The 25,746-nt window shown below is 36.1% G+C and carries 24 protein-coding genes; 4 read left to right on the forward strand and 20 right to left on the reverse strand.

All coding sequences use genetic code 11. The features are described from left to right. Positions 1–44: 44 nt before the first annotated feature. The 19 genes from IGJ66_RS07660 to IGJ66_RS07750 form a co-directional block, all read right to left on the reverse strand. Entirely contained in the window at positions 45–2,192 is a 2,148-nt protein-coding gene (locus IGJ66_RS07660) for an Ig-like domain-containing protein (RefSeq protein WP_430616457.1), read from the reverse strand. 314 nt (positions 2,193–2,506) lie between these two features. Then, a complete protein-coding gene (locus IGJ66_RS07665; RefSeq protein ID WP_067481249.1) occupies positions 2,507–2,827 on the reverse strand; it encodes a hypothetical protein in 321 nt (106 codons plus the stop codon). Positions 2,828–2,836: 9 nt separating this feature from the next. Next, positions 2,837–3,604: a class A sortase gene (locus tag IGJ66_RS07670; protein WP_349702555.1), complete on the reverse strand. Its 768-nt coding sequence runs from the start codon at positions 3,602–3,604 to the stop codon at positions 2,837–2,839. After that, positions 3,591–3,920, reverse strand: coding sequence for a hypothetical protein (locus tag IGJ66_RS07675; RefSeq protein WP_067481245.1), 330 nt, complete (start codon positions 3,918–3,920; stop codon positions 3,591–3,593). Before IGJ66_RS07675 ends, IGJ66_RS07670 begins: the two co-directional genes overlap by 14 nt. Next, a complete protein-coding gene (locus IGJ66_RS07680; RefSeq protein WP_071869199.1) occupies positions 3,917–5,338 on the reverse strand; it encodes a hypothetical protein in 1,422 nt (473 codons plus the stop codon). The genes IGJ66_RS07675 and IGJ66_RS07680 overlap by 4 nt, the downstream gene beginning before the upstream one ends. Positions 5,339–5,365: 27 nt before the next feature. Beyond that, positions 5,366–6,433, reverse strand: coding sequence for a DUF916 and DUF3324 domain-containing protein (locus IGJ66_RS07685; RefSeq protein ID WP_376021728.1), 1,068 nt, complete (start codon positions 6,431–6,433; stop codon positions 5,366–5,368). A 70-nt stretch (positions 6,434–6,503) separates the two neighbouring features. Beyond that, positions 6,504–7,088 carry a WxL domain-containing protein gene (locus IGJ66_RS07690; RefSeq protein ID WP_430616458.1) on the reverse strand — a complete coding sequence of 195 codons (585 nt, stop codon included), beginning with the start codon at positions 7,086–7,088 and terminating at the stop codon, positions 6,504–6,506. 1 nt (position 7,089) lies between these two features. Next, positions 7,090–7,482 carry an LPXTG cell wall anchor domain-containing protein gene (locus IGJ66_RS07695; RefSeq protein WP_430616459.1) on the reverse strand — a complete coding sequence of 131 codons (393 nt, stop codon included), beginning with the start codon at positions 7,480–7,482 and terminating at the stop codon, positions 7,090–7,092. 14 nt (positions 7,483–7,496) lie between these two features. Next, the gene (locus tag IGJ66_RS07700) at positions 7,497–9,665 is read right to left on the reverse strand and encodes a MucBP domain-containing protein (protein WP_430616460.1); all 2,169 of its coding nucleotides are present in this window, start codon (positions 9,663–9,665) and stop codon (positions 7,497–7,499) included. Positions 9,666–9,834: 169 nt separating this feature from the next. Then, positions 9,835–9,981, reverse strand: a complete 147-nt coding sequence (locus IGJ66_RS07705) for a hypothetical protein (RefSeq protein ID WP_271026780.1) — start codon at positions 9,979–9,981, stop codon at positions 9,835–9,837. Further along, positions 9,965–11,293: a glycosyltransferase family 2 protein gene (locus IGJ66_RS07710; RefSeq protein WP_067481235.1), complete on the reverse strand. Its 1,329-nt coding sequence runs from the start codon at positions 11,291–11,293 to the stop codon at positions 9,965–9,967. Before IGJ66_RS07710 ends, IGJ66_RS07705 begins: the two co-directional genes overlap by 17 nt. 231 nt (positions 11,294–11,524) lie before the next feature. Then, positions 11,525–12,991, reverse strand: coding sequence for a helix-turn-helix domain-containing protein (locus IGJ66_RS07715; protein ID WP_430616461.1), 1,467 nt, complete (start codon positions 12,989–12,991; stop codon positions 11,525–11,527). A 425-nt stretch (positions 12,992–13,416) separates the two neighbouring features. Continuing rightward, positions 13,417–15,339, reverse strand: a complete 1,923-nt coding sequence (locus tag IGJ66_RS07720) for a BglG family transcription antiterminator (protein ID WP_270344817.1) — start codon at positions 15,337–15,339, stop codon at positions 13,417–13,419. Positions 15,340–15,426: 87 nt separating this feature from the next. Then, the gene (locus IGJ66_RS07725) at positions 15,427–17,370 is read right to left on the reverse strand and encodes a fructose-specific PTS transporter subunit EIIC (protein ID WP_430616462.1); all 1,944 of its coding nucleotides are present in this window, start codon (positions 17,368–17,370) and stop codon (positions 15,427–15,429) included. Between the two features lie 207 nt (positions 17,371–17,577). Next, positions 17,578–18,552, reverse strand: a complete 975-nt coding sequence (gene lacD / locus IGJ66_RS07730) for a tagatose-bisphosphate aldolase (RefSeq protein WP_172843750.1) — start codon at positions 18,550–18,552, stop codon at positions 17,578–17,580. A 73-nt stretch (positions 18,553–18,625) separates the two neighbouring features. Continuing rightward, entirely contained in the window at positions 18,626–19,558 is a 933-nt protein-coding gene (gene lacC / locus IGJ66_RS07735) for a tagatose-6-phosphate kinase (RefSeq protein WP_086270871.1), read from the reverse strand. 15 nt (positions 19,559–19,573) lie between these two features. Beyond that, positions 19,574–20,089 carry a galactose-6-phosphate isomerase subunit LacB gene (lacB, locus tag IGJ66_RS07740; protein WP_067481225.1) on the reverse strand — a complete coding sequence of 172 codons (516 nt, stop codon included), beginning with the start codon at positions 20,087–20,089 and terminating at the stop codon, positions 19,574–19,576. 23 nt (positions 20,090–20,112) lie between these two features. Then, a complete protein-coding gene (gene lacA, locus IGJ66_RS07745) occupies positions 20,113–20,541 on the reverse strand; it encodes a galactose-6-phosphate isomerase subunit LacA (protein WP_067481223.1) in 429 nt (142 codons plus the stop codon). Between the two features lie 17 nt (positions 20,542–20,558). After that, a complete protein-coding gene (locus IGJ66_RS07750) occupies positions 20,559–21,344 on the reverse strand; it encodes a DeoR/GlpR family DNA-binding transcription regulator (RefSeq protein ID WP_075491362.1) in 786 nt (261 codons plus the stop codon). 171 nt (positions 21,345–21,515) lie between these two features. Here IGJ66_RS07750 and IGJ66_RS07755 point away from each other — a divergent pair, with 171 nt between their 5' ends. From IGJ66_RS07755 to IGJ66_RS07770, 4 genes are read left to right on the forward strand one after another with little or no spacing between them, the layout of a single operon-like run. After that, positions 21,516–22,001, forward strand: a complete 486-nt coding sequence (locus IGJ66_RS07755) for a PTS sugar transporter subunit IIA (RefSeq protein ID WP_430616463.1) — start codon at positions 21,516–21,518, stop codon at positions 21,999–22,001. Between the two features lie 14 nt (positions 22,002–22,015). Continuing rightward, positions 22,016–22,318 carry a PTS sugar transporter subunit IIB gene (locus tag IGJ66_RS07760; RefSeq protein WP_067481217.1) on the forward strand — a complete coding sequence of 101 codons (303 nt, stop codon included), beginning with the start codon at positions 22,016–22,018 and terminating at the stop codon, positions 22,316–22,318. Between the two features lie 17 nt (positions 22,319–22,335). Beyond that, entirely contained in the window at positions 22,336–22,638 is a 303-nt protein-coding gene (locus IGJ66_RS07765) for a PTS sugar transporter subunit IIB (protein WP_075491361.1), read from the forward strand. Between the two features lie 40 nt (positions 22,639–22,678). Continuing rightward, a complete protein-coding gene (locus IGJ66_RS07770; protein ID WP_270608535.1) occupies positions 22,679–24,088 on the forward strand; it encodes a PTS galactitol transporter subunit IIC in 1,410 nt (469 codons plus the stop codon). 805 nt (positions 24,089–24,893) lie between these two features. Here the strand turns inward: IGJ66_RS07770 and IGJ66_RS07775 are convergent. Beyond that, positions 24,894–25,646: a DeoR/GlpR family DNA-binding transcription regulator gene (locus tag IGJ66_RS07775; protein ID WP_075491360.1), complete on the reverse strand. Its 753-nt coding sequence runs from the start codon at positions 25,644–25,646 to the stop codon at positions 24,894–24,896. Positions 25,647–25,746: the final 100 nt, after the last annotated feature.

Genomic DNA, 25,746 nt, shown 5'->3' on the forward strand with positions numbered 1-25,746 from the left:
TGGAACATTATCTGTTGTCCCAAATGCTTCTTTTGATTATTCCTTTATTTTACAACTAAATAACCAATTCCATCTTTGTCCAATGTTGAAATCGTATGACTACCAACTGTCGTTTCTTCAATGTCTGTAAACACATGCTGATAATCATCACGTACAGATCCTGTTACATTTAAATCTTGTGTTTCGTCAAAGTCGCCAACTTGCAACGTTACGCTAAGTTTATATTCCCCGGGTTCTAATCCACCTAGCAATGTGTTGTCAATAATGCCTTGATAGCCATTGAAAACACCATGATTATACCAATCTTGATTTGCACAGGCAATCGTACCAACCTCTGTTCCGTCTGCAGCTGTCAAATGAAGTGTTTTCTTCACAGCGTCTTGATTTGTTAAATCTAAGTTTCCGTTATCCATTGATCCTTCTAAAATCAACCCATAACTTTGCCAATAACCTGTTTTGAAGAAGTTAACAGTCTGATCTAAGTGGCTAACAATTTGTGAAACAAACTCACTTTCATTTCCATCAATGACTTGATTCACGTCAATTTTTGTTCCTTCAGTTTGTGGTTCGATTGTGATTGTCCAACGACCATCCGCTTCTACGGTTCCCGTTCCAAGTAATACGCCATCTACATAAGCATTGATTGTTGCACCTGGTACGCCAAGTCCTGTTAACTGTTTGTCTTTATCATTGACAACATTAAAAACAGGCGCATCAACTTTTTCTTCATGAGTAACTACTTGTGAAACCATTTCACTTTCTTTTCCATCAACGACTTGATTCACATCAACTTTCGTTCCTTCTGCCTGTGGATCAATTGTGATTGTCCAGTTTCCTTCTGAATCTACTGTTCCTGTTCCAATCAAGACACCATCCACATAAGCATTAACTGTCGCCCCCGGCGTTCCTGTTCCAGTTAACTCTTTGTCTTGATCCGTTACTGCATTGAAAACTGGTTTCTCAGTAACGATGCCATCATCAACAAATGCCCCCCCTTGAATTTTTCCGTAATTTGTAAATGGTGTCGTTTCAAAATATGAATCAGTTGATGAGAAATCCGTGGTCTTAATTCCTGTATGTGTATACCCTAAGATATTAAATGACGATTTTACCGGCCCCGCAATTACTTCTTCGGGTTCCTCTTCTTCTACATGATCAATCCACCAAAGATTGTAGCCTGTTGGTGAATCCAAAGTTACATGCGCTTTTGTTGCATAGCCACCTAAAATGGGGCCCTCTGAGTGATGATTGGTAATTGAATAGTTTGAGCCACTTTCAAAAACGATTTCTTTTCCTGCGATGATTGTACTTTGGTTACCATTTGAATCAGCTTCAATTGTTGCACCTTTTCTCACGAATAAATTACCAGATGTAACTAAGATACTTTCATAAACTGAATCGTCTGTGTGAATTTTCAAATGACTACCGTCTTTTAATTCTAAAGTACTGCTTGCTCCTAAATTGATTCCTCGATCATCAGCGGAAGTCGCAACGATATTCCCTTCATTCACAAAAGAAAAGTTTGTCCCACCTAAAACTGAGGTTGTATTTGATTTGATTGTTACTTGTGCATCTTTTCCAACCGATAAGATGCCTTTTGAATAAATCATATGAACAGCAGGAATGGTAGTTGATTCATTTTCAAAGTTAATTACGGCACCTGGTTTCACTTCTAATTCTTTTCCTTGATAAACTTCTTCTGTTGTAGAAACACTAGATACTTTACCATCTAAAGTTAGCTTTCCTTCTGGTAAATAAATCATTTGTCTTCCTGTATGTTCAACGTTTTTATATGTAATATTTGCTGTATGTGAACTCCAAAGTAGTCCATAAATATCTGTGTTGATAATTTTCACATTTTCCATCAAACCAACCGCATCTGCTTTCGTAAAATAAAGTTGATGTAGGTCGGCATCAATCGTATGTCCGTTACCATGAATGTTTTTCGATAAGTTCGTAATTGATTCTGTCGTCGCCATTGTGATATCGGAAGACAAGCTGATATCTGTCACTGTGTCATTATTAATTGCTTCTTTAAACTCTTCCCACGTCGACACATCTACGTTATTTTCTACTTGTTTAACCTCAATAGCTGGCTGGCTGGTCTCGGCTTTAACTGATTGCGCTTGACCTAATAGCGCGACTGAAAAAAGAACTCCTGATAACGATAAAATAATTGATGATTTTTTCATAGCAAAACACCTCTACACTTATTTTTATGTAATTACAGTTATAACGATAATATCAAAAAATAAACAAATTATGTAACAACCGCTTACAAGAACTAATATAACACCTAAAAAAAGAAACATCAACATTAAAATATAACAAAAAATTAAAATATAAAAGTTATTTTATTTGAGTGAAAATATACTTTAAAAATAATTATTATAATTAAAATAACTAAAAACCATAGAAACCAATGATTTATATTAAAAAAACGCTTTGAAACAATAAAAAAAATACCTGATACAATTCATATCGGGTATTTCAACTTTTAAGTTATTTATGATTGTAAAATAATCGATTTTGCATCATTTAAAATCTTATTTTTTGCATTCGTCCATTGACCATCAATGCCAATGACAAAATCATCCTTTGTTTTTCTAATGATATTGGCATCATTTTGAACACTGATTCGCCAAGTTTTGATCCATTTCTTTTTTTGATAAAGTGAAATAGATGTAACTGGACAGTAGTTTTCTAAAAATATTGTTTCTATTTGATAATTGTAGGCACCCATTCGCGGAAGTTTTTGATTCAAACTAGCAATTCTTTCCAAGTAATATCTTTGTTTATAACTTGATATTTTTCCATAATAATTCATTGTGACACCTCAAATCTTATTGCTAAATAAAACGACACCTGTTCCAACGATTGCAAACAAACCAAACAAGGCGATTTGTAAATAAACTTTATGCATTGCCTTTTTGTTCACCTGTTCAATCATTTGAAGTGGCTCTTTTGCTGAAAGTTGTTTTTTTGTTAGTGCTGTTTGTGTATCCTCGATCATTTTTGCCTTAACTAAAATGCGCTTTGTTGTTGCTGCTGCCTTATCACACGTCAATAGCGTTACTGTCTTTGCTGGATTTTCTTCGATGTAATTGACTTCTTTTTCATCAATTATCTTTTTCTCGCTTATTACATAGTGATAGCTTTTGCCTAAATACGTCATATCAATATGCTGTCCTTTTTTCGCATCTACTAATTTTCCAAACAATAAACCTTTTTCGCTTAAATGATGTCCTAGAAAAATCATATTTTCTTTCAATGGATTCCGGCTCGGATACATAGACGCTGCACCGATAAGCATAGCACTTTGACTGATTCCAGGAAAAATCGGAACAGCTAATGTTAATTCAGGGATTGATAATGCACCGATTGCCGTTGACTCCTCATTTTTCAACGTAAACACATCATTCATCGTCGCAGACTGCACTTCTTCAAATGGAATCGTTGGTAAGTTTGCAACGTTGTCGCCCACCGTATACTCGGCAGTTACTATGTGCTGTGTAAAAATTGAATTTTCAATGTACCGATAAGCGACCAACGCTAAAGCAATGTAGAAAAACAGCAGAAAATAAACTTTTTTATTCTTTTTCATTCGATTTTCCTCCAAAGATAAGCGTACCGGACAGACTTTCGAAAACATTCCCCAATTTAGTTACCGGGATTGAGCTACTTCCAAAATTCGCGACTTTCTTCTTACTAATCCCATTACTTGGTGCAAAACCAACAACTGGTTGTGCTGATTTTTTCTTCCTCAACTTTTTTTCATAGAAGCCAACACTTGTTTCACGGGTATGCTCTTCTTCGTGTACCACATCTTCTTCTGCATGATAAAGTTTAGGAACACTTGCTTTTTCACCATTCATCAGCATAACCGAACTAAACAAAAAAACGATTAAATATTTTTTCATAAGCTATTTCTCATTCCATAAATTTTTGATACCAAATTCCCAAAGACTTTCCAATCCTTTGAACTTGGCGGACTATTCCAAATTAAGTATTCACTCTCAACTACTTCGGATAGAACATCTGATAGATAGATATCTGTTTGAGCCGAGTACTGATTATCGACTTTTAGGGTAACAAACGGCAAATGCACAATATTATTGGCAATGTACTTGTTGTATTCTTCTCCTAAAGTGAAATCAATCGTGATTGTGATTGCTTGTTTTTGATTTCGATAGGCTTGACTGTTGATGATAAGTAAAAGTGTTTCTAATAATAGTTGTTGGCTTTCCGCTTGATTGCCAATCACCGCAATCGTTTCTTTATTACGCAAAAATTGTAAAATTCGCTCTGCTTCTTGACCAAAACCATCAAAAAAGAAATCTAAGATGACATAAAAATGACCGTCTAATAGACTATCTTTGTAATAAGAAAATTTAAACAACAATTCGTATAACTGGTTATTAAGCTTTTCATCTGGTTGTTCGATTCCTACTGTAGTTAACAAATTGCGTGTTAGTTGCATAAGATCATTTTCTTTTTTTAAGCTACTGTCTTTTTCCTGAAAAAGATAATGGTTGACTCTCAAATAGTTGATCAACGTGATGACGTCTTCAGTTTTGACTTCATCCCGATTTTCCGCAAATTTGCGATAACTTAAGATAATTGGTTCCATATAGCGTTCATCAGTTGATACAAGCAATACCTCATCGCCACTATTTTGCTTGTTTTCTACCCTAAAAAAAGAAACCAAACAATAATACAGAAGTTTTGTTTTTTTCAATTTTTCAATTGGCTCGATTACTTTTAATTCTTGTAATTCCTCAATAAAAGCTTGCGCAGTTGTCCACTCTTCCGCTGAAAAAGGATTTTCATAATTTTTAAAAATATAAAAATAAATCTGTGCTAAAAAAATGCGTAACTTGCTTTCACTTACATTTTCAACCAAAAAATTCATTTGGTGCATCTCCAAAAATGCTTCCAATTTATTTTTGATGACATAGGAATAAGAAACACTTACATAGTGGTAATAGCTATAGTTCTCCATTATTTCTTTGGTGTTCATACCATTTTTTAAGAAGTAATCTAAAAGACTAAATAAATAAGATTCTCTACCATATTTCCAAATCAAACGATTGATAGAATCCAAACAGTTTTTCTTATAAATATATTTACTTTTATTTTTGGAGATAAAGAAGTAATCATCCAGCTCCATCGTTTTAAAGTCTTCGATTAATAAACCTAAAAGTTTATTTGCCCGAAAATAAGTTAAGTCAAATTGTTTTTCAATATCTTTGACTGCAAAAGAGTCAGTGTCTAAATTATCAATATATGAGAATAACATCAGCTTTGCTAACGTCTCTTTTTCAAATAGTTCCTTCATACGATTCCTCTTTAAAATAGCTACTATTTAGCTGGCGCTATCTTCTTTCTGTAGTTCATTCATTAATTTTTTGATTTTCTGATTTTTCTTACGAATGTAGATAAAGATAATAATAAAAAGAAGTAATAAAATACCACATACTAGAAGAATCAGGTAAAGCATCGTGTGATCTTCTTCCTTAGTTATTGCCGTTTTATTTAAATCAGCTGCTGTTTTTTTCGAAATAGTGAAATTTTGTTTGAATTCCCATTTTTCTCCTTTTGATTCAGCAGTCAGAGTTGCCGTGTATTTACCCGGACTCAATTCTTTTCCATCGGTTCGAATATCAAAGTTATACACTGAGTTTGGCGCTTGTTGCCCGTTTTCGATTTTCGTAGTGTATAACACCTTTTCTTCATCGGCTTTGCGAATGTCCCCCTTCACATTTAGCTTATTGATAAACATTGCACTGGTATTTTTTAGAGGGAATTTAATACTATTTCGGCCGTTAATTTGTTCCACCTTGATTTTGCCAGCTTCGACAATCGGCTTTGTGATTTCTTTTTCGCCATGTAAAATAAGTGCAATCGTGTATCCATATTGATTTTGGACTGCCATACTGCTCTTATTTGCAGCACTGTCTTGCGTTTCTTTAGAAATCTCTTCTATCAAATTAATTCCGCCTGCTACAACTCCATCAAACGTTTTTTCTGGCGCAGTAATTGTATAAGTTAATTCTTTTGTTTCATTGGCTTTTAGCGCAATTTTATCGACTTGGACTTTCACCAACTGTTTCAGATCATTTGTTAAGTTTGCTACTTCAAACTGTTGACTATTCTTATATTCCACAACACCATTACTATTTGTTGATGCATGATCCACATTTGTATCGACTACAATTGGATGATTGGCATTATTCGTCACTTGAACAACTAACTCTGTTGCTTCTTTCGGTTTCAGCTGTAAATCGTAATACGATAACGACTTATCTACCTGTTTCTCAGAAGGTAATGGATTTACTTGAAAATCAACCGCAGAAGCAGACACGTTTTGAAATGAGTAAAACGTACCTACTGAAATAGCACATAATAAAAAAGCCTTGACTTTGTTTTTCATCTTTTTTCTCCTTCAAAAAAATAGGAATAGATAGCCGGATGACTGTCTATTCCTACACGTTTACGAATGGTTAGTTGTTTGCAACTCCATCTGTCAATACCCAGTTAAGCGTAGTAGTATATTGACCAGCCACTTTAACTGTTGCACCAGGAACGCTTAAAGATGCAGCACCTTTAGCAAAATCTTCAATTGCTAAACCATTACCTTCACCTGTTTGAGCATCCATGATGACTGCTGCTTCATTGGTAGTTTTCAAAACAACACCTGCTTTTTCGTGAGCAACTGCTGTTGAACTTGTATCAATCGTTGGTGAAACTAATGTAATTTGTGCATTTGTTAATTCATGTGTATCATTTTTAAATTGACCAGCTTCAGAAACTTGTAATGCCCAACCAGCTTCAGTACCACGTAAATCTTGAACTTTGCTGAAAGTATCTGATTCAGTTGTATAGTTTTGGTCAGTAGCTGAGATTTCATGCATACCAAAGTCTAGGTCAGCAGCCTCTACAAGTGTTAAAGCGCCAGTATCTGGTGCTTTAAAACCAACTTCACCAGTTGTATCTTTTTGATCAATGTCAGCAGCATAAACAGTTGCCCCAGCTGTTGCAGATAATAAAGTTGCAGATAATACGATTCCCATAATTGCTTTTTTCATTTTAAAATTCCTCTTTTCGTTTTTTTAATAAATAAATGACCCCGATAATCATCATGGCAACTCCAAGAAGTGTAATCGGGTCTGAGTTAACAGTACCTGTTTTGGGCAGGATGCCAGAGCTTATTTTGTAAGAACCTGATTGTGTCGTATCAGGAACAAGTTGTCTTGTATCGTTGTTCACTGTATTATTTGTTGTTTGATCGTTATTATTGATGATCTGATTGTTTGAATATTCTTGTGAATCACTTGTACTACTATCCTCTGTTTTGTAAAAACCAACGCTTGCTTTACTTCCACCAGAATCAGCGACTTGCTCTGCTTGAACTCGTGAAGCAAAACCAAAGAATAAGATCAAGGATAGTACTGCAGCGAATCGCTTGTTTCTTTTTTTCATAGCTTTCTATCCCCTTATTCATTTGCTACAACATCGTTTAGATCCCATTCGATCGTTGCATCGTACGTATCCGCAACAGCTTTTCCACCAGGAACGAATAATTGAAGAGTGTCGGGTTTTGACTGCCAGTCTTGAGACACATTCTGTTCATCATGGTTGCTTGTTGTTTGATTATGGATAACGACACTTTCGTCTGTTGTGATTGCTTGTTTACCTTGTGTCGGATTATTGTAATACAGTGTAGCACCTAATTTTTTGCTCGTTGTTGTGCCAATGAATTCTTGATTCAATTTTGCAGTTAAGCTCCAAGTAGATCCATTTTTACGTAAATCTTGGACGAGTAAGTTCTTATCCAAAGATTCTAAAGAGTAAGTTTCATCTCCTGCTGAAATGGTGTGCTCGCCAAATTGCAGTTGAGTTGGCGCATCAACAAAGAGAAGTTTGCCTTGATAAATATATGTGACTGTTTGAGGTTTATCTGTAAATTGCCCCTCTTTATTATCAGGTTCATCTAATAAAGTATAGTTATCGATTGTTGCTGCTTGAGAAGTGTAAGGATCGCCAACTTTTCCATTTAGAACCTTTGCTTCAGCAATTTCATTTTGATCTTCATCAACATACTTCACAGTAACTGGCGCACCATCTTGTTTTTCCAAAATCGTAACGGTTGCCGTCTTCGTTGAGAGATGTCCAGAAGAATTTGTCACAGAATAAGTGACTTGGTACTTGTCTGGCGTATTCGGTTGAACACTACTATAATCAACTGTCACATCTTTACTGATATCGCCATCTTCAGTGTCTCTAGCCGTAATATTTTCTAATAATTTTTCTTTAATATTTTCGTCTGTTAGATCACCAACATAAAATGTTTTATCTTCAACAGTTAAGTTAGCAAAAACGGTACTGTCACCAGTCGTCAAGAACCGGTTATTCAAATCAAAATGTGCGCCACCACCGATATTCCCACCATTAGCTGTAGCCATATAGATATAAGCTTGACTTGGGTAAGTGATACTATCATTATTAGCATGTGCGCTGACACTTGCTTCGTAGCGACCATCTCGTTTGATATAGCCTCCCGAAACGTCTTCAGACTGTAAATCGATCCAAATTTCATTGTTGTCTGGCTTTCCAGAATCCAGATACACTTTGTAATATTGTTTAGGAATCACTGCTTGTGTTAACGTATCTCGAACAACAATATTCGCTATGTCTTCGTCTGTAATAGTCACTTTTCCGTTTCCTACTGGTTCGATGTACCAAGCAAAACGATAAAAGCAATCAGAAGGCAAAATGTTTTCTCCAGTATAGTTTACCTCAATAAAGTTTTGAATCACGTCTGACGTACGATTAAAATTACCAGTTGGTAGTCCACCTATATCAGAGCCATCTCTTGCAACAAAATTTCCAGGATTACTATTTGAAATCCCCCAATAAGAGTTAACATAATTATAAATTGGCGGTGTATTGGTATTTACTTTTAACTTAGGCGTGCCAACAATTGTTGGTATGTCCTGTCCGTTTGATGTCGTCGTTGCAGACACATTATACGTTGTTCCAGGGGTTCCAATTACTTTTGTATGAAAATCAGCCGAAATTGTAGTATTACCAACAATATCTTTTTTGACCACGAACGTGAGCGTTCCCGCACTTTCATCAATTGTTACATCAAAATAATTTGAAATGTTTTCATCTGTTAAATCAATCGTGCTATAATCAATTGCTTCTGACGGAATAGAAATAACGATTGTTGTACCTGCAGGAATCGAATCACCATCTTTGTTGCTCAACGTAATCGTTCCTGTATAAGTTGTATTTAACGTATATTCACTAGAGTTAGCTTTATAAGAAACAGAGCCGGTAGCAATTTTTGGAGTTATTCCGGGGAGAACATCTTTTTTGATTGCATCATCTGCTGTTGTTTCTTTTTCTGTTGCACTTGTTTCAGTTTCCGTTATAATGGAACTTGAAATATTTTTTTCACTGGACTCTTTTTCGGAAGTATTTGTTATCTCACTTAAATTTTCAGAGGTTTGAGTGGTTGTTGTTTCTGTTGCTTCCGATGAGAGAGTTGTTTGGTCAGCTGTTTCTGCATAAACAATTGTTACAAGATCATTTGTTACTGATAAAGTTAGAAACACGCTACTTAATAAAACAAACTTCTTATATGCTGAACTTTTCACTTCTTTCACCTCCCTTCAAATGTATTGCACCTAAATAACATTTCGCTGTTATTTACTTACAAACCCATTGTACTAATCATAAAAAAACTTTTCCTCTTTAATATTTAAAAAAATTTTTCAATTTCAAAGAATGAATAAACTTTCACAAGCTAATTACGCTAGTTAAGACTTATGCACTGATAAAGAAAAATGCTAAAATTCCTGCAATTACCACTAAATAAACCAAATTTTTTCCGAAATAACCTGCGCGATGTTCTTTCTTCGTCTGATGACGACTTGTTTTTTGATCTAACTTCAAATTATTTTGTACTTGCATATTGTTCACCTTCCAAATCTTTGTATTGTACGGAATGTACTGTTTTGTTCCATTTGTTTTGTGGCTTGAACCACGTAAAGAAGCCTACGATTTGCGCAATCATATACGTTAACGAATTATAAATAAAGCAGTAAACCAAGCGAATGAAAAACAGGATTTTTTTCCACCAAGTGTTTTTCAATTGGAAATAGTCCTTACCTTCTTCAATAAAGTAAACGGTCGGTATAATCAAAAAGTTGAATGCTTCCATTGTTAACCAGAATGTGATAACAGAAAACAAATTAGGTAAGTATTTCAACAAACGAATATCAATAATTCCTAATGCTAAAATAATTAAGTAAGCTACCGGACGAACCATTGAATAAGAATAAAATAAGGTTTCAATCTTACTCATTAGTTCATTGAAGTGTTTTGATTTAAATAACGACTTAATTTGTTTAAAAGTTGTTGAAAATGCTACATACCAGTGTCCTTGCGCCCAACGTGTTCGTTGATGATGGCTTGCTAAAAAGCTATTTGGTTTTTCATCATGGACAACTGCAAACTGATTCCAACCACTTCTTAACCCATTCATTGACAACTCCACTTGCAACTCGAAATCTTCTGTATAACTTCTTGGATTCCAGCCACGTTCCATTAAATATTTTGTGTCTAAAATAAATCCTGTGCCACCAATCGCTGCATTCCAGCCTAAAACATAATTGGCAAATTGAACCGCACGATTAGTAATAAAGTACACAGCAGAATAACCAGATGCTGTAATCGATGTAAACACATTTTTCATACCCAAATATCCTTGGATGACTACAAATTCCGGATGAGCAATACTTTGTGAATTCATTTCTGTTAAGTAGTTAGGTTCCACAATATTATCCGCATCAATAAATGCAATATAATCATACTCTTGCCAACTTTCATTATTGATGAAGCTTGCAATTGCATGTGGTTTCCCTCTTGGTTCATCAGGCTTCGATGTGTTTTCAAACACTTTTGCTTTGCCAATACTCCGTACAATCTCTGCTGTATTATCAGTGCAGTTATCAGCAATCACCACAATGTCAAATAAGTTAGGATCGTAATCCTGATGAACTAACGCTTCGACAGTTTCTTTGATTACTGCCGCTTCGTTATGCGCAGGAATCAAAAATAAAAATTTCTTTTTCGGAGCAACTATTTCATAATCTCTTTTTGGCGTGATGAGACCAAAAACAGATAATGCTGTAAAAAATAATAGATTTGCAAAAACAAGTACAATCAACGCTGTACAAATCCAAGATAGCGGTTCAAATAAATAATTTGGTAACGTAAACAATTAAAATTCCTCCTGTCCTTCTATTAAATAGTAGCACCCTCTTGGATAGTCAACTTCCCATTATTTAAAAAAATTTTTTTCAGATATTGAGAAGTCAGCCAACGAAAATTAGTATAACAAGCATAATTTATGCTTTCCTCTTCAAAATTCAAAAAATAAATGACGCTTTTTCAAATTTCATGGAATCAGTCTTTACTTATCTTTTAAAAAAATAAAAAAACTACTGAAAACTCAATGATTTTCAGTAGTTCTTCTATTTTTTTCTTCAAAAATTTTTCTTTCAAGTGCGGTGTAATTTTCTGGAAAATTACTTTGATCCCAATAATAATATCGTTGTTTTTTTGGCACCTTTTGTTTCATGAGCGAATAATTGATTAAAAGTAAATCACAGGAGTTAGTTGAAATATCCTCAAGAATAATGACTTTGACAAAGCCAAAGCTTCCCAAAAATGATTGCAAATCCTTGATACATATGATTCCCAATTCTTTAGGTAAACCAACGGTCACTGATGGCACGCGATACTTACGGTAGTGAAGTGTCAACAATACACAGAGCACCAATAAAGGTCTGCTTTTTGTTGCGACTTGTAGTTCCTCCTGTTCAATCACTTTTCCTTTCAATGCGACTAACGTTTTTTGATAGCTAGCTGGTAACAATTGTTGAATAAGCTGGATAATTTCTTTGGCTTCTTCCCCAATCAAGTTGTTGACCATTCCTGAAAAAAGCAAGACATCATACACAAACTCACTGTCACTGATGATTTCAAATTGATTTTTTTCAAGTAATCTCAGATACGTTTTGACAAACTCGGCTAATTGTTTGTTTTGTTTTAATTGTTGTCTGGCAAATACTCTCTTTTGTTCCGTGGCGATCCGCTCATTCAAGATAAACAAATTGATAAACGTGCTCAAGAATTTTTTCTCTGCACTTCTGACCTTTTTCGGTGTGTGATGCCATAATTCAGCATAAGGAGCTCCATAATCGTAAAAGAGGGTATGTAATCCGTCCTGTAACTCAAAATTCGTTAAATATTTTTTTAATAAATAGCGACTTTCCAACACATTTAATAGCAAAACCAGCTGCTGTTTTGTGATAAATGAGCTATCTTGATTCGCAATCACCTGATATTTCTTTTCATTACCTAGATAAGTAAATAAATTTTCTTGCCCGCGATATCCCCACCACAATGAAAAGTAAAGAAAGATCCGATAAGCCGTTTCTTGAAGATCGTTTGTCGTTTTAAGTGTTAGATTCATTTGATAAACTGCTAGAAGATTTTTTAGCAATTGAATTTTTCGATGAAAAGTTGAGATACTAATCAAGTGTTTTTGCGCATAACTGAGTTCATTTTTATTAGGATGACGCACTTTATAAACTAAATAGGTAAACGTAACACTTTCTTTTTTTAGCAAAAATAAACGATAACTGTCAATCGTAAATAATTGTACTTCTTGCTCCCGAAGAACCTTTCCCGTTTTTAAGATAAATTGCGATTGACCATGTTCTTGTAACTCATCTTGAATAATTTCTTTCGTCAATGTTTGTATTCCTTGATAGGAAAGATTAAACTGTTTTGCTACACTTTTTAACGAAACTTTTTGTTCTTGCACAATCAAATATTTAAATAAATGAAGTTTGTTTCGACTGTTTGACTCAAAAAATAAGGTTTCAAACATCCCGTCAACTAAATGATTCATTTTGCTCACCTATATTCCCTAACTTTTCCAATTTTATCTCCTATTATTATGTACGCAATAACGTTCAGTCCTACCCAAACTTAATTAACATATTACTTTCATCAAAATGATTGCCATAATTAACAAAAGAACTCTTTACTAAAAAAACACAATGTTTTTCTTATAATAACATTTTAACTAATTTTATTTCATAAATAAACAAAAAAAGTAACACTGCCTGAAACTTCACTAACGGGCAGTGTTACCTTAAGAAAATCTAATAATTTGAACTAACTTAATGATACCATACTTTTTTCATAATACAAATATTTCGCTAATAAAGTAGCAAAATGGATTTGAAAATCATATACGAAATAATGTCAGATATAAAAAAACATTTATTATTCAAAAAAATATGTTCAACTATTCTTAACTTTGGATATCTTTTACTCATAGCTAGACAACAAAGTTAAAATTTCTAACGGATGATCTGTTTGCAACAATTCGTTCATACGTTCAGGCTGCTTCTCTAAATAATGAATGACGGAGAATAATTTTTTGAATTCTGGATGTTTCAAATCATTTTTCTTGACCGCCAGCAACAAAACAACACAGATTTGCTCACCGTGCCAAGTAATTGGTTGCTTCATCGTCGCAATCGAAATCGTTGAATGCTTCACATAAAATGGATTGCCATGGGGAAGCGTGATTAGTGATGCGACCCGCGTACTTGAATGGCGATCTCGCTCTAAAACAGATTCAATAAATTCCGGATGAACATATTGATTTTCAACTAAGACATTTCCCATGAAAGACAAGATTTCTGTAGGGTCTGTTAAGTCTAAATGCGAGAAAATCAAGAATGGATTCGTGAAATTTGCCAAATCAAACGTTTTTGTTCGTTTATTTGGCACATGCTCTAGCATGTATTTCGCCAACCTCGATAAATCTGTTTCCGTAATCATCGGTGAAATTTCGATTACAGGAATGCTTTCATGTTGAAAAGGGAGCGTCGTCAAAATAAAATCAACCGGTGGAAATTCTTCAGCATTCAGCTCAGAACTATGCTCAACTAAATCCAAAATTGTCAATTCAGGAAGTTCTCGATTAAGTCTCGCTTCAAGAAAAGTTGCCATTGCCTTTGAGTATTCGCTAACTAAAATCGTTTGGTATCTCCGACTTTTTTGATGCTGGTGGCGCTCGATTGCCGCTTGGAAATGGATCGTCAAATAAGCAATCTCATCTTGCGGCACATAAAAGGGTTCTTTATCAAAATAATCCTCCAAAATCAATTGCAGAACTAAAAATAATTGCGTATACGTGCTAAAAACATTTTTCGTTAACGGATTTGAAATCGTTAATCCATAATTCAAACGAAAATAAGTGGAAGATAAATGAGAACTTAAATTTTGTGCCAAAAGCTGGTCTTCTTTCAATGAATAACCTAAGAATTGCTCAACTTGATCAATCAAATGAAGGGCTAATTCATCTGCTTCACCTTGAAAGCGTGCAGCAGACTGAGATTTAGAAAATAAGTTAGCAATTCTTAACGCTAAATAGTTGATTTCATCCGGTGAAAATTCAATTGGATACACGTTTGCTAACTTGGCTAAGACTTGGCTACTGATTTTTTGCGCTTGCGTATGATTGACTGCTTCATTTTCATCTTCACTCAATTTGACTTTTTGCAATTGCTTCATGCGTTCTAACATAAAATAAATATGAATCTCAACAGTAGACAAGCCTGCTGGTTCCTCTAGCTGATTCTCATAGAAGACATCGCGCAACGTATGTTGGATTACTTTTAGTGTATCTTTCGCAAAAAATTCCTTCAAGGATGGACTTTGTGGATCTGCTTTTTGCATATTACGTAATGTTTTCACCAGCAGTCGCCTTTTTTCTTGCTCGTCACCGGTGATAAATGTGCCCAGTTTTGTTTTTGACACTAACGCTAAATGATGTTGTTGGAAAAAACTTTGCAAATCAGTTAATTCTTTTCTGACTGTTCGGCGACCAACAAATAATTTCTCTGCTAATTCTTCAAGACTGAGACCGTCTTTTGCAACTAACAAATGAAAAATCAACAATTGCCTTAACTGGCTTTTCTCCAGCTCTGTTTCAGTCTTTTCATTCAGCAGACGTTTGACCTGATCTTTTTCATGAGGTAAGCCAACTAGTAAAATACCTGTTCCTTTTTTTCTTTCAATAATTAAAGGTAATTGGTGCGCATTCAACCAGTCTTCGATTTTGTTTAAGTCACTATGGATAGTGCGCTCAGAAACTTGGAAGCACGTTGCTAATTCTTTGGTAGTTAAATAACTATTATTTTTTATTAATTGATAAATTAAAGATTGCTGGCGTTGATTCATTAAGAAAAGAAGCTCCCTTCTGAATAAAAAAATCGACTATGATAACACATCTATTATGTCTCATCACAGTCGATTTTTCATCTTATGTTACATTTCGCTTAATAATTGATTAACAGCCGCTTTATTTGGGGCTTCCATCAATGCTTGGCGGAAGTCATCATCCATTAATTTGCGTGAAAGACGTTGGAGAATTTTTAAGTGCATATCTCCTTGGCTATTTTCTGGAACAGCAATCATAAAAATCAAATGCGCCGGGTCACCATCGAGTGATTGCCAATCAATTCCTTGTTGACTTCTCGCAAAAGCAAGTGTTGGCTTGGTAACATGGGCTGATTTACCATGAGGGATTGCGATACCCATCCCAATTCCAGTTGTACTTTCATTTTCACGAGTGTAGATTGCTTTTTTAAACCCTGCTGTATCTGTAATGTGACCTGTTTTCCCTAAACGTTGTACTAAATCTTCAACAACGGTATCTTTTGTTGTTTCAGTTGTGTCTAAAACAATCGTATCATCTGTCATGATTTCTGTGATTGAATCAAAATTTTCTGGAGCAATCGTTGGTTCAGTTTCTGCGTCTTCTACTTCGTCTAGGTGCATTGCTCCGTTTGGTGTCGCAACAACTGGTGTAACTTGTAAAGTTGGTTTCAAGATTCTTAACATTAAAACAGTTACTGCGATTCCAGCAATCACTGCTGCAAAGAACATTGCCACATGATCAACTGCACCTAACACCGCTACAATTGGTCCACCATGTGCAACGTGGTCAGTTACACCTGAAAGCATCGCAATTACACTACCAGTCATCGCACCAACTACAATACTTGGAATAACACGTAATGGGTCAGTTGAGGCAAATGGAATCGCACCTTCTGTAATCCCAAACAAGCCCATCGCTAACGAAGCTTTTCCTGCTTCTCGCTCAGTTTTTGTAAATTTCGTTTTCAAGATCAATGAAGCTAAACCTAACGCTAAAGGAGGAATACAAATGGCAACTGCAATTGGCCCCATAATTGAGTAATTTCCTTCAGCAATCAATCCTGATCCAAATAAAAAGGCAACTTTATTAAAAGGTCCACCCATATCAAAAGCAATCATCGCACCAAGAATCATCGCTAAAACAACTTCACTTCCACCTTGCATACCTGCTAAGAATTGTGTCAATGAATTAAACAAAAGCGCAACAGGTTCACCAATAACATAGATAAAGACAAAGCCAACTGCCAGTGAACCTAAAATCGGAATGACGATAATCGGCATAATGGATTGCAAAGCTTTCGGTACAGGAATTTTTTTGATTCCCAAAGCAATAAATCCAGCTAGGAACCCTGTGATGATCCCACCTAGGAAACCAGCATTTGCATCACTTCCATATAAAGCACCGTTAGCTGCCAACATGCCACCGACAAACCCTGGAACTAAGCCCGGACGATCCGCAATACTTTGCGCAATAAACGCTGACAAAATAGGAACCATCAAGCCCATAGCAATTCCGCCAATACTGTTCATCGTTGCCCAGATCGTGCCTTCAGGAATTTTGATTCCTTCTGGCGTCGCTGTCCCACCTAAAGTCAATGAAATTGCAATCAACAACCCACCGGTAACAACAAACGGCACCATATAAGAAACACCATTCATCAAACTTTTATAAACTTTTTTCCCTAGTCCTTCTGTTTCGCCATTGTTCTCAGCAGAAACATCTGTCAGAGCGCTTTCAAAAACAGGCGCTTTTCCTGTTAAGATATCTTCAACTAATGTATTCGCATGATGAATGCCATCTTGAACGCCCACATTGATTAGTGGTTTACCACCAAAGCGTGATTTATCAACTTTCGTATCAGCCGCGATAATGACACCTGCTGCTTCTTTGATGTCGCTGGCTGTTAACTCGTTCTCTACACCAATCGAACCATGTGTTTCGACCTTCACTTCGACACCAAGTTCTTTCCCAGCTTTTTCTAAATTTTCAGCAGCCATGTATGTATGGGCAATTCCAACTGGACAAGAGGTGATTGCAACAATTTTTTTCATCTTTCTTCCACCTTTCTTTCTACTCACTTAGTATATAAAAACGGTTTCTTTTTATTAAGGACAATTTGATTCCGAAATAACGGAAATTTTTGTCATAAAGCTTTTACTTCAAAAAATCAAAACAAAAAACTGTAGCCGATCACTTATTCGTCATCGCTACAGTTTTTTTGCTAAAAATGCTCAGTTACGTTATTAGCTAAATGTTACCTATAAGGAAACTGGCGTTGCTGTTTCCTTTAATACAGTGTTCAATGCCTCGATATTTTCTCGACCAGTTTGGTTTAACCATTTGCGTGCAGCTACTTCCCCTTCAACAATGAATGGTTCCACACCATTTGCCCACGTTGCTCGTCCACACAAGACACCATTAAATGTTGACCCTGCCGCTTTAGCAAAGCGCAATGTTTCCTGGAACAACTCGGCAGACACTCCTGCACTCAAAAAGATAAAAGGCAATGAAGTTGCTTCTGTCTGCTCTTTGAAATAAGCCGCAGCTTCAGCTTGTGTATAAACAACTTCATCAGTTGCATACCCTTCAACATAATTCATATTGACTGGGACTTCTACTTTCAATACATCAACATGATAGCGTTCGCGAGAAAATTCTTTCATCATCTCAATCACCTTATGTGGTTTAACTTTGGCATATGCTGAAGATGCGCTATCCGCATTCTCAGCGTCATAAGAAACTAGCTCTAAGAAGAATGGCAATTCTTCTGCTTCACATTCTGATCCAATTCGTTCAATAAACGCTTGTTTTCGTTGATTGATTTCGGTAGCTTCATCCACATCGTAGTACAATAAAAATTTACAGGCATCCGCACCTTGTTCTTTTAACCGTTTCACTGACCAATCTGCTAAAAGGTCGGGTAATCGTCCCGGTGTCGAAGCGTCATAACCTGTTTTTTCATAAGCTAAAAGTAACCCAGCACTCTCTGCACGCGCTTGAGCTGCCGGCAAGCCATATTCAGGATCCAACAAAATAGCTGAAGCATACGGGGTTAATTCTTCTGAAACGATTTTTTTGAAGTTTTCAATTTGTTCATCTGTTGCGGGGATTGCTTGATGTTTCGCAATCATTTTTTTCAATGCGCCCCGTTGGTCAATGGCTAATGCACTGATAATTTTATTTTCATCCGTTAGTTGCTCAATATATGCTTGTTTTCCTTTAGTTCCAATCATTGATTTTGCACCGTCCTTATTGAGTTTCATCATCAATCACTTCAATGTTTGATGTATTTTGTCAAATAATTAGTTAAACTTTCGCAACCTTGATTTGGTTATATAAATGAGGGAAATTCATTAAGTTTACTTGACCAGTTACTGCTTCTTGCGCATTTAACATTCCTAAAACATTGGCTATTTTCAATAATTCTTCTGCACTTTTCCCTTGTTCCAACGCATAGGTGATACCGGCAACTGTCGCATCCCCTGAACCAACTGGATTCACCACGTCGATTTTAGGAATGTTTACTTGATAAAAAGTATTTCCATGCTTTGCAAAAGCGCCTTGCGCTCCCAGTGAAACAACGATCCATTCAATCCCAGCGAAACGTTCATTTCTTAATGCTTCTTTTAAAACTGGCAACTCATTGGTCACTTCAAACGCTAATAGTTCTGATAACTCTTCCAGATTCGGTTTGATTACTGTTGGTTTTTCCTGACTTTCCAAAACGGCTTGCAAAGCTTTCCCTGAGCAATCTAGTACGACTGGTTTCTTCTTTTGCTGACAAATCGCCAACATTTCACTATAAAAATCAACAGGTAATCCTGCCGGCAAACTCCCAGAGAAACTTAGAATCGTTGCATCTTCTGCCAACTGTTCAAAATGAACTAAAAAGTCTTCCGCTTCTGAAGCTGAAATGACCGGCCCTTGTTCTAAAATTTCTGTTTGTTTCCCTTCATGCAAAATGGCAATGCAATTTCGCGTCTTACCACTAATAGGTGAAAACGCATGTTTAATCCCTGCACTTGTCAACTCATGTTGGATGGCATCGCCCAGTTCACCACCCAATAAGCCACTTGCTAAGACATCGGCACCCAACTGTTCTAAGACTCGTGTGACATTTAATCCTTTACCGCCAGCAGTTTTCCTCACTTTCGAAACACGATTGACCGTATCCAGTTGAAAATGTTCCAGCGGATAAGAGATGTCAACTGAAGGATTCATTGTGATCGTGACAATCATTTTTTCACCTCCATTTTAATCGTGGTACTCGCCACGGTCCCATTTTTCTAAAAATTCATCAAAGAAATGTTCATCTGCTTGCTCTGGATGATTTTTTTCAACGTGATCGATTTTTGCAATCAAACGTTTGTTTTCAGGTGTTTCTTGGTATTTCGCTTGAATAAAGGCCTCGATAATATCACAAATCAAAAATTCTCCGGTGATTTTCCCACCAAAACCAATCACGTTCGCATTCAATTCTTCTTTCGCATAAATCGCACTTGTCATATCGCGAACTAAAGCAGAACGGACACCAGGAACTTTATTGACTGCATTATTAATTCCTACACCAGTTCCACATATACATACGCCTAAATCTGCTTCATGGCTGACAACTGCTTCACCTACTTTTTTGCCATAAATAGGATAATGTGTTCGTGTAAAGTCATATGTCCCCATATCAATAACTTCATATCCTTTGCCTTTCAAAAAATCTGAAACAGCAATTTTTACATCTGTCACAATATGGTCACAACCAATAGCTATTTTCATGAATATTTACCATCCTTTTCTTTTTACGCCATTTTATTTAACATATCTACGCGAATTTGGTGACGTCCGCCATCATAATCAGCTGCTAAAAATTCTTTGACGATATTTTTGGCTAGTCCTTCACCAACGATTTCTGAGCCAATCGTAATCATTCGCGCATTATTATGTTCTCGAGTCATATAAGCTGAGCGCTCATCAGATACTTCCGCCGCTACCATACCTTTCACTTTTGTTGCTGTCATGAAACTTCCTGCACCATATCCGTCAAATGCAATTCCAAGACTTCCTTCTTCAGCTAAAACGTCTGTTGCTACAGCTAATGTTGATTCGATAAAATCAGTCGAAGCGGTTTCACTTTTGTCAACCACTTCAAAACCCTTTTTAAGTAAATATTCTTTGATTGGTTCTTTCAATTTCATTCCTTGTTCATCTGATCCAATGACGATTTTCATCTGTACTCCTCCTCTAATCAATTAAAAATTTGAGTATATTGTTCGTATTGAGTTTTCATTTCCTCTGAGATTGTGTAATCCGTAAAAAAACCATCGATTTCAGTAAGTGAATAAAAATTGTAAAAGTCGCTATGGCCAAATTTATGCGCATCACCTACTAAATATTTTTTGTGTGCTTTTTCCAAGACTAATTGCTGGAACTTTCCTTCCTCAATGCTGAAGGTGAAGACGTGCTCGTCCAAAATACCATTCACGCCGACAAATGCTTTTTCGATACTTAGTTTTTGAATCGTCTCATTTGCCATAGAACCAACAAATGCACCGGTCTTCTTACGAAAAGAACCACCTACTAAATACAGCTCGAGATCTTCCTTTTTTTCTAGCAAATTAAAAACTGGCAAACTGTTCGTCACGATCCGTAACGGCCCTTCTTGAATAAATTGAGTCATTAATTCGATGGTTGTTCCAGATCCTAAAAAAATCGTATCTCCTGCTGAAATTTTTTTAGCAGCATTTTTTGCAATATACTTTTTTTCTTCTATACTGATGGCTTTTTTCTCAGTATGAGATAACTCAACCCCTGTCAGTGGCTGTTCTCTTATCGTTATCGCAGATTCGGCATATCCCTTACTCTGTGCACCACCATGCACACGCTCGATTTTACCTTGCTGAGCCAGTTCATCTAAATCTCGACGAATCGTCATATCTGACACTGGTAAATTTTTTTGAATCATTTTCACCGTAATAACGCCAAACTGCTCACACAATTCTAAAATGGAACGTTGCCGTTCACTTTTCAACATAGGCACCACCTTTCCAACGACATAATAAAACATTTACAAACAAATATCAACACCAAAAAGCAAAAATATGTTTATTTTCTTTTGAAAAGATGCTTGACTTTCTTATGTAAGCGGTTATACTGTAGGTGTAATTGAGATATACAAACATTTTCAAACAAAGGAGGAGGAAATATGTCAACAACTACTACGTTCTTTTTCCCCGAAACAGTCTATGTTTCAAATAAACAAACCCAAACAGAGGTGTTTGAGGAAGTTTATTTAGATTTAGTAGAAAAAGAATTAGTCACTGAAGACTTTTTCGATCATTTATTAGAAAGAGAGGCCAATTATCCAACTGGGTTAGACTTATCGCCCATCGATTCATCTTTGCCAGATATTGCGATTCCCCATACTGAAAGCGAGTTCGTCAAAACGACTCGAATCGTTCCAATCAAATTAACGCACCCAATTTTATTTCATCACATGATTCGGCCATCAGACACTTTGGATGCTTCCTTTTTATTTATGATTTTAAATGAAAATGGTGCAGAACAAGCGGGTATGTTGGCAGACATCATGGACTTTATCAATTCTGTTGACAAAAAGGAGTTACAAAAATTTTTCTCATATGAAGACCCAAAGGAAATTTATACATTTTTAGAAAAGAATTTTAATTAGAGGAGTGTTCTGAAATGATCAAAATTTTAGCTGCTTGTGGTGCGGGTGTTAACTCAAGCCACCAAATCAAATCTGCATTAGAAAATGAACTAGGTAAACGTGGGTATCAAGTTTCTTGTGACGCGGTCATGATTAAAGACATCAACCAAGAAATGCTTTCTCACTACGATATTTTTGCACAAATCGCAAATACCGATCTTGGTTTCCCAGTCAACATTCCAATCGTTGATGCTGGTGCGATCTTATACCGCATCCCTGCAATGGCTGAACCTGTGTATTCTCAAATGGAACAAGCAATTCAATCAATTCAAAAATAAGAAAAGAGGAATTTCGAATGATTAACATTTTAGCCGCTTGTGGTGCAGGCGTTAACTCAAGCCACCAAATCAAATCTGCATTAGAAAATGAACTAGGTAAACGTGGGTATCAAGTTTCTTGTGACGCGGTCATGATTAAAGACATCAACCAAGAAATGCTTTCTCACTACGATATTTTTGCACAAATCGCAAATACCGATCTTGGTTTCCCAGTCAACATTCCAATCGTTGATGCTGGTGCGATCTTATACCGCATCCCTGCAATGGCTGAACCTGTGTATTCTCAAATGGAACAAGCAATCCAATCGATTCAAAAATAAGAAAAAATGATTTTCAACTTGACATAAAGGAGAAAAGAGCATGAATGCAATTATTGATATCGCAAATACGATTTTCCAGCCTCTAATCAACTTAGGGGCTGCACCTTTGATGACTATTGTTTTAACACTGATCGCGCTTTGTTTTAAAGTCAAGCCCACTCGCGCACTGGAAGGCGGGCTGAAATTAGGGATTGCCTTAACAGGGATTGGTGCAATTATTGGTATTCTAACGACTGCATTTTCGGGCGCAATGACCGATTTTGTTGAACGTACCGGTATTTCATTAAATATCACCGATGTTGGCTGGGCTCCTCTAGCAACAATCACTTGGGGCTCCCCTTACACGTTGTATTTCTTATTGATTATGGTTATCGTCAACGTTGTTATGTTGTTCTTAAATAAAACAAACACATTAGATGTTGATATTTTTGACATTTGGCATTTATCAATTGTCGGTCTATTCGCCATTTTCTGCGGAGCAAATCTATTGATTGCTACACTGTTGGTTATTTTTATCGGTGTCTTAAAAATCATCAATTCTGACTTGATGAAGCCAACTTTCAACGATTTGTTAAATGCACCTGATTCAAACCCAATGACTACCACACATATGAACTATATGATGAATCCAATTATCATGGTTTTCGATAAAATTTTTGATAAAGTTTTCCCATGGTTAGATAAATATGACTTCGACGCTGCCAAATTAAATAGCAAAATCGGTTTTTGGGGATCAAAATTTGCTATCGGGATTTACTTAGGTATCTTTGTTGGCCTACTAGCTGGTCAAACACCAACCGAAATCTTCTCACTCGCATTCACTGCCGCTGTCTGTTTAGAGCTATTTTCTTTGATTGGCGCATGGTTCATTGCTGCTGTTGAGCCTTTATCACAAGGAATTACAGATTTTGCCTCAAACAAATTAAAAGGTCGGACCATCAATATCGGTTTAGACTGGCCCTTCATTGCTGGTCGTGCAGAAATTTGGGCTGCTGCCAATGTGTTAGCACCGATCATGCTTCTTGAAGCGATTGTTTTACCAGGAAATAAATTATTACCTTTAGGTGGTATCATCGCTATGGGTGTTACACCCGCCCTATTAGTTGTGACTCGCGGTAAATTGATTCGTATGATTGTCATTGGTGCAATCGAATTACCGTTATTCTTATGGTCAGGTACCTTGATTGCTCCATTCGTTACAGAAACTGCAAAAAAAGTTGGTGCGTTCCCAGCAGGGCTAAATGCTGATTCCTTGATTTCTCACACTACAATGGAAGGTCCAGTCGAAAAATTCTTGGGCTATTTAGTTGGTCATGCTTCTCAAGGGCAAATTGAATTTATTCTGTATGCGATTTTAGCACTTGTCGCTTACCTATTGATTTTTGTTTGGTATGCTCGTCAAATGAAAAAAAGAAATGCTGCTTACGCTGCGGAAAAAGCTACTATGTAAAAAAGGTTGTGGTGCAAAGCGGTCAGCTCTGACAAAATAATGAGCAACTGTCAAAAATATCTTTTCATATTTTGAGACAGTTACGAATTATTTCGAGGAGTTGCTTTGGGAACACCGTGTATAAGGTTGTGGCGCAAAGTGTTTAGCTTCAAGCAATAAGAAATTTTTTCTAAAAACAGTTTCTCATGTTTTTATGAAAAAAGACTTATTGTTGAAGAAGCTGCTTTGAGAACACCGTGTATAAGATTGTGGCGCAAAGTGTTTAGCTTCAAGCAATAAGAAATTTTTTCTAAAAACAGTTTCTCATGTTTTTATGAAAAAAGACTTATTGTTGAAGAAGCTGCTTTGAGAACACCGTGTATAAGGTTGTGGCGCAAAGTGTTTAGCTTCAAGCAATAAGAAATTTTTTCTAAAAACAGTTTCTCATGTTTTTATGAAAAAAGACTTATTGTCGAAGAAGCTGCTTTGAGAACACCGTGTATAAGGTTGTGGCGCAAAGTGTTTAGCTCAAACTATTCATCTCTGACTAGATAGTTAGCAGATACTTCAAAAATAGCTCCACGTCTTTTGAAGCAAGCGTAAGCTATAACAAAATTTTGGTTTGAGAACACCATTTATTCGAAAAACGAGACCGGAACAGAAGTAACCTAACTCGAAAAAAACGCCTAAAATCCGTTTTTGAAAACGTTGATTTTAGGCGTTTTTTAAATTGTAAAATGTGTTAAGAACGACTGGGGTTTTGTCCCAGTCTCTTTTTTTACCAGCGTCTTGGTCTTTTCTTTTATAAAAAATTTTATAAAGAAAGCTAAACGATCACCTGAACTTCTTTTTCCAGTTTTTGGTAAGTATCATAATCGTCCTTATTCATCACAACTGCTGTAATATCTTTTAATCGATAATAAGAATAAAAATCTTGTTTCCCCACCTTGGATGAATCAATCAATAAATAGCGCTCGATTGAATTATCTAGAGCAATTGCTTGTGTTTGTCCTTCTTCGATCGTCGCAGTCATCACTTCATCATCCTTCACTGCATTGCTGCTGAAGAATGCCTTATGAAAATGCATATCTTGTAATGCTTTGTTGGAAATTTCGCCAAAAAATGATTTTGTCAGCTCACGCATTTCGCCACCAACTAAGTACACTTTTAAATTTCCTTGTTTTTTACTCAATGTTTTGAATACTGGCAAACAATTAGTTACTACGCGCAAACGTTCAAATTCCATAATTTCTGCCAATAACTCAATGGTCGTCCCAGGTCCCAGAAAAATTGTTTCATCTTCTTTGATTAGTTGCACAGCCTTTTGCGCAATTTCCTTTTTCTCTTCGCTATTAATAATTTGTTTGTCACGATGAGAAAGCTCGGCATGTTGATAAACATTTAGACTTCGCGCGCCGCCATGAACCCGTTTCAGGCGTCCCGCTTCTTCCAACTCTGTTAAATCTCGGCGAACAGTCATGTCAGAAACCGATAGACGTTCAACAATTTCACTCACTTTAATCGTTCCTTTTTGATCTACTAAAGCTACAATCGCATTCCAACGTTCTTCTTTCAACATTTCAATCGCTCCGTTTACTATAATCTTTCTTCATTCTACGATAAAAAAAGTGTTATGTATAACAAAACTCCCTGATTTCCTTCTCTAGCTAACAAAAAAA

Source organism: Enterococcus sp. DIV0176 (assembly GCF_050528535.1).
GTDB lineage: Bacteria > Bacillota > Bacilli > Lactobacillales > Enterococcaceae > Enterococcus_B > Enterococcus_B thailandicus.

What these genes read in the sequence shown, in the direction of transcription:
- lacB (WP_067481225.1), bottom strand. Translation starts at nt 20,089, where the DNA reads ATGAAAATAGCTATTGGTTGTGACCATATTGTGACAGATGTAAAAATT.
- IGJ66_RS07680 (WP_071869199.1), bottom strand. Translation starts at nt 5,338, where the DNA reads ATGAAGGAACTATTTGAAAAAGAGACGTTAGCAAAGCTGATGTTATTC.
- lacD (WP_172843750.1), bottom strand. Translation starts at nt 18,552, where the DNA reads ATGATTGGAACTAAAGGAAAACAAGCATATATTGAGCAACTAACGGAT.
- IGJ66_RS07725 (WP_430616462.1), bottom strand. Translation starts at nt 17,370, where the DNA reads ATGAAAAAAATTGTTGCAATCACCTCTTGTCCAGTTGGAATTGCCCAT.
- IGJ66_RS07670 (WP_349702555.1), bottom strand. Translation starts at nt 3,604, where the DNA reads ATGAAAAAGAATAAAAAAGTTTATTTTCTGCTGTTTTTCTACATTGCT.
- IGJ66_RS07715 (WP_430616461.1), bottom strand. Translation starts at nt 12,991, where the DNA reads ATGAATCATTTAGTTGACGGGATGTTTGAAACCTTATTTTTTGAGTCA.
- IGJ66_RS07775 (WP_075491360.1), bottom strand. Translation starts at nt 25,646, where the DNA reads ATGTTGAAAGAAGAACGTTGGAATGCGATTGTAGCTTTAGTAGATCAA.
- IGJ66_RS07765 (WP_075491361.1), top strand. Translation starts at nt 22,336, where the DNA reads ATGATTAACATTTTAGCCGCTTGTGGTGCAGGCGTTAACTCAAGCCAC.
- IGJ66_RS07665 (WP_067481249.1), bottom strand. Translation starts at nt 2,827, where the DNA reads ATGAATTATTATGGAAAAATATCAAGTTATAAACAAAGATATTACTTG.
- lacA (WP_067481223.1), bottom strand. Translation starts at nt 20,541, where the DNA reads ATGAAAATCGTCATTGGATCAGATGAACAAGGAATGAAATTGAAAGAA.
- IGJ66_RS07755 (WP_430616463.1), top strand. Translation starts at nt 21,516, where the DNA reads ATGTCAACAACTACTACGTTCTTTTTCCCCGAAACAGTCTATGTTTCA.
- IGJ66_RS07685 (WP_376021728.1), bottom strand. Translation starts at nt 6,433, where the DNA reads ATGAAAAACAAAGTCAAGGCTTTTTTATTATGTGCTATTTCAGTAGGT.
- IGJ66_RS07760 (WP_067481217.1), top strand. Translation starts at nt 22,016, where the DNA reads ATGATCAAAATTTTAGCTGCTTGTGGTGCGGGTGTTAACTCAAGCCAC.
- IGJ66_RS07695 (WP_430616459.1), bottom strand. Translation starts at nt 7,482, where the DNA reads ATGAAAAAAAGAAACAAGCGATTCGCTGCAGTACTATCCTTGATCTTA.
- lacC (WP_086270871.1), bottom strand. Translation starts at nt 19,558, where the DNA reads ATGATTGTCACGATCACAATGAATCCTTCAGTTGACATCTCTTATCCG.
- IGJ66_RS07770 (WP_270608535.1), top strand. Translation starts at nt 22,679, where the DNA reads ATGAATGCAATTATTGATATCGCAAATACGATTTTCCAGCCTCTAATC.
- IGJ66_RS07705 (WP_271026780.1), bottom strand. Translation starts at nt 9,981, where the DNA reads ATGCAAGTACAAAATAATTTGAAGTTAGATCAAAAAACAAGTCGTCAT.
- IGJ66_RS07675 (WP_067481245.1), bottom strand. Translation starts at nt 3,920, where the DNA reads ATGAAAAAATATTTAATCGTTTTTTTGTTTAGTTCGGTTATGCTGATG.
- IGJ66_RS07660 (WP_430616457.1), bottom strand. Translation starts at nt 2,192, where the DNA reads ATGAAAAAATCATCAATTATTTTATCGTTATCAGGAGTTCTTTTTTCA.
- IGJ66_RS07750 (WP_075491362.1), bottom strand. Translation starts at nt 21,344, where the DNA reads ATGTTGAAAAGTGAACGGCAACGTTCCATTTTAGAATTGTGTGAGCAG.
- IGJ66_RS07690 (WP_430616458.1), bottom strand. Translation starts at nt 7,088, where the DNA reads ATGAAAAAAGCAATTATGGGAATCGTATTATCTGCAACTTTATTATCT.
- IGJ66_RS07720 (WP_270344817.1), bottom strand. Translation starts at nt 15,339, where the DNA reads ATGAATCAACGCCAGCAATCTTTAATTTATCAATTAATAAAAAATAAT.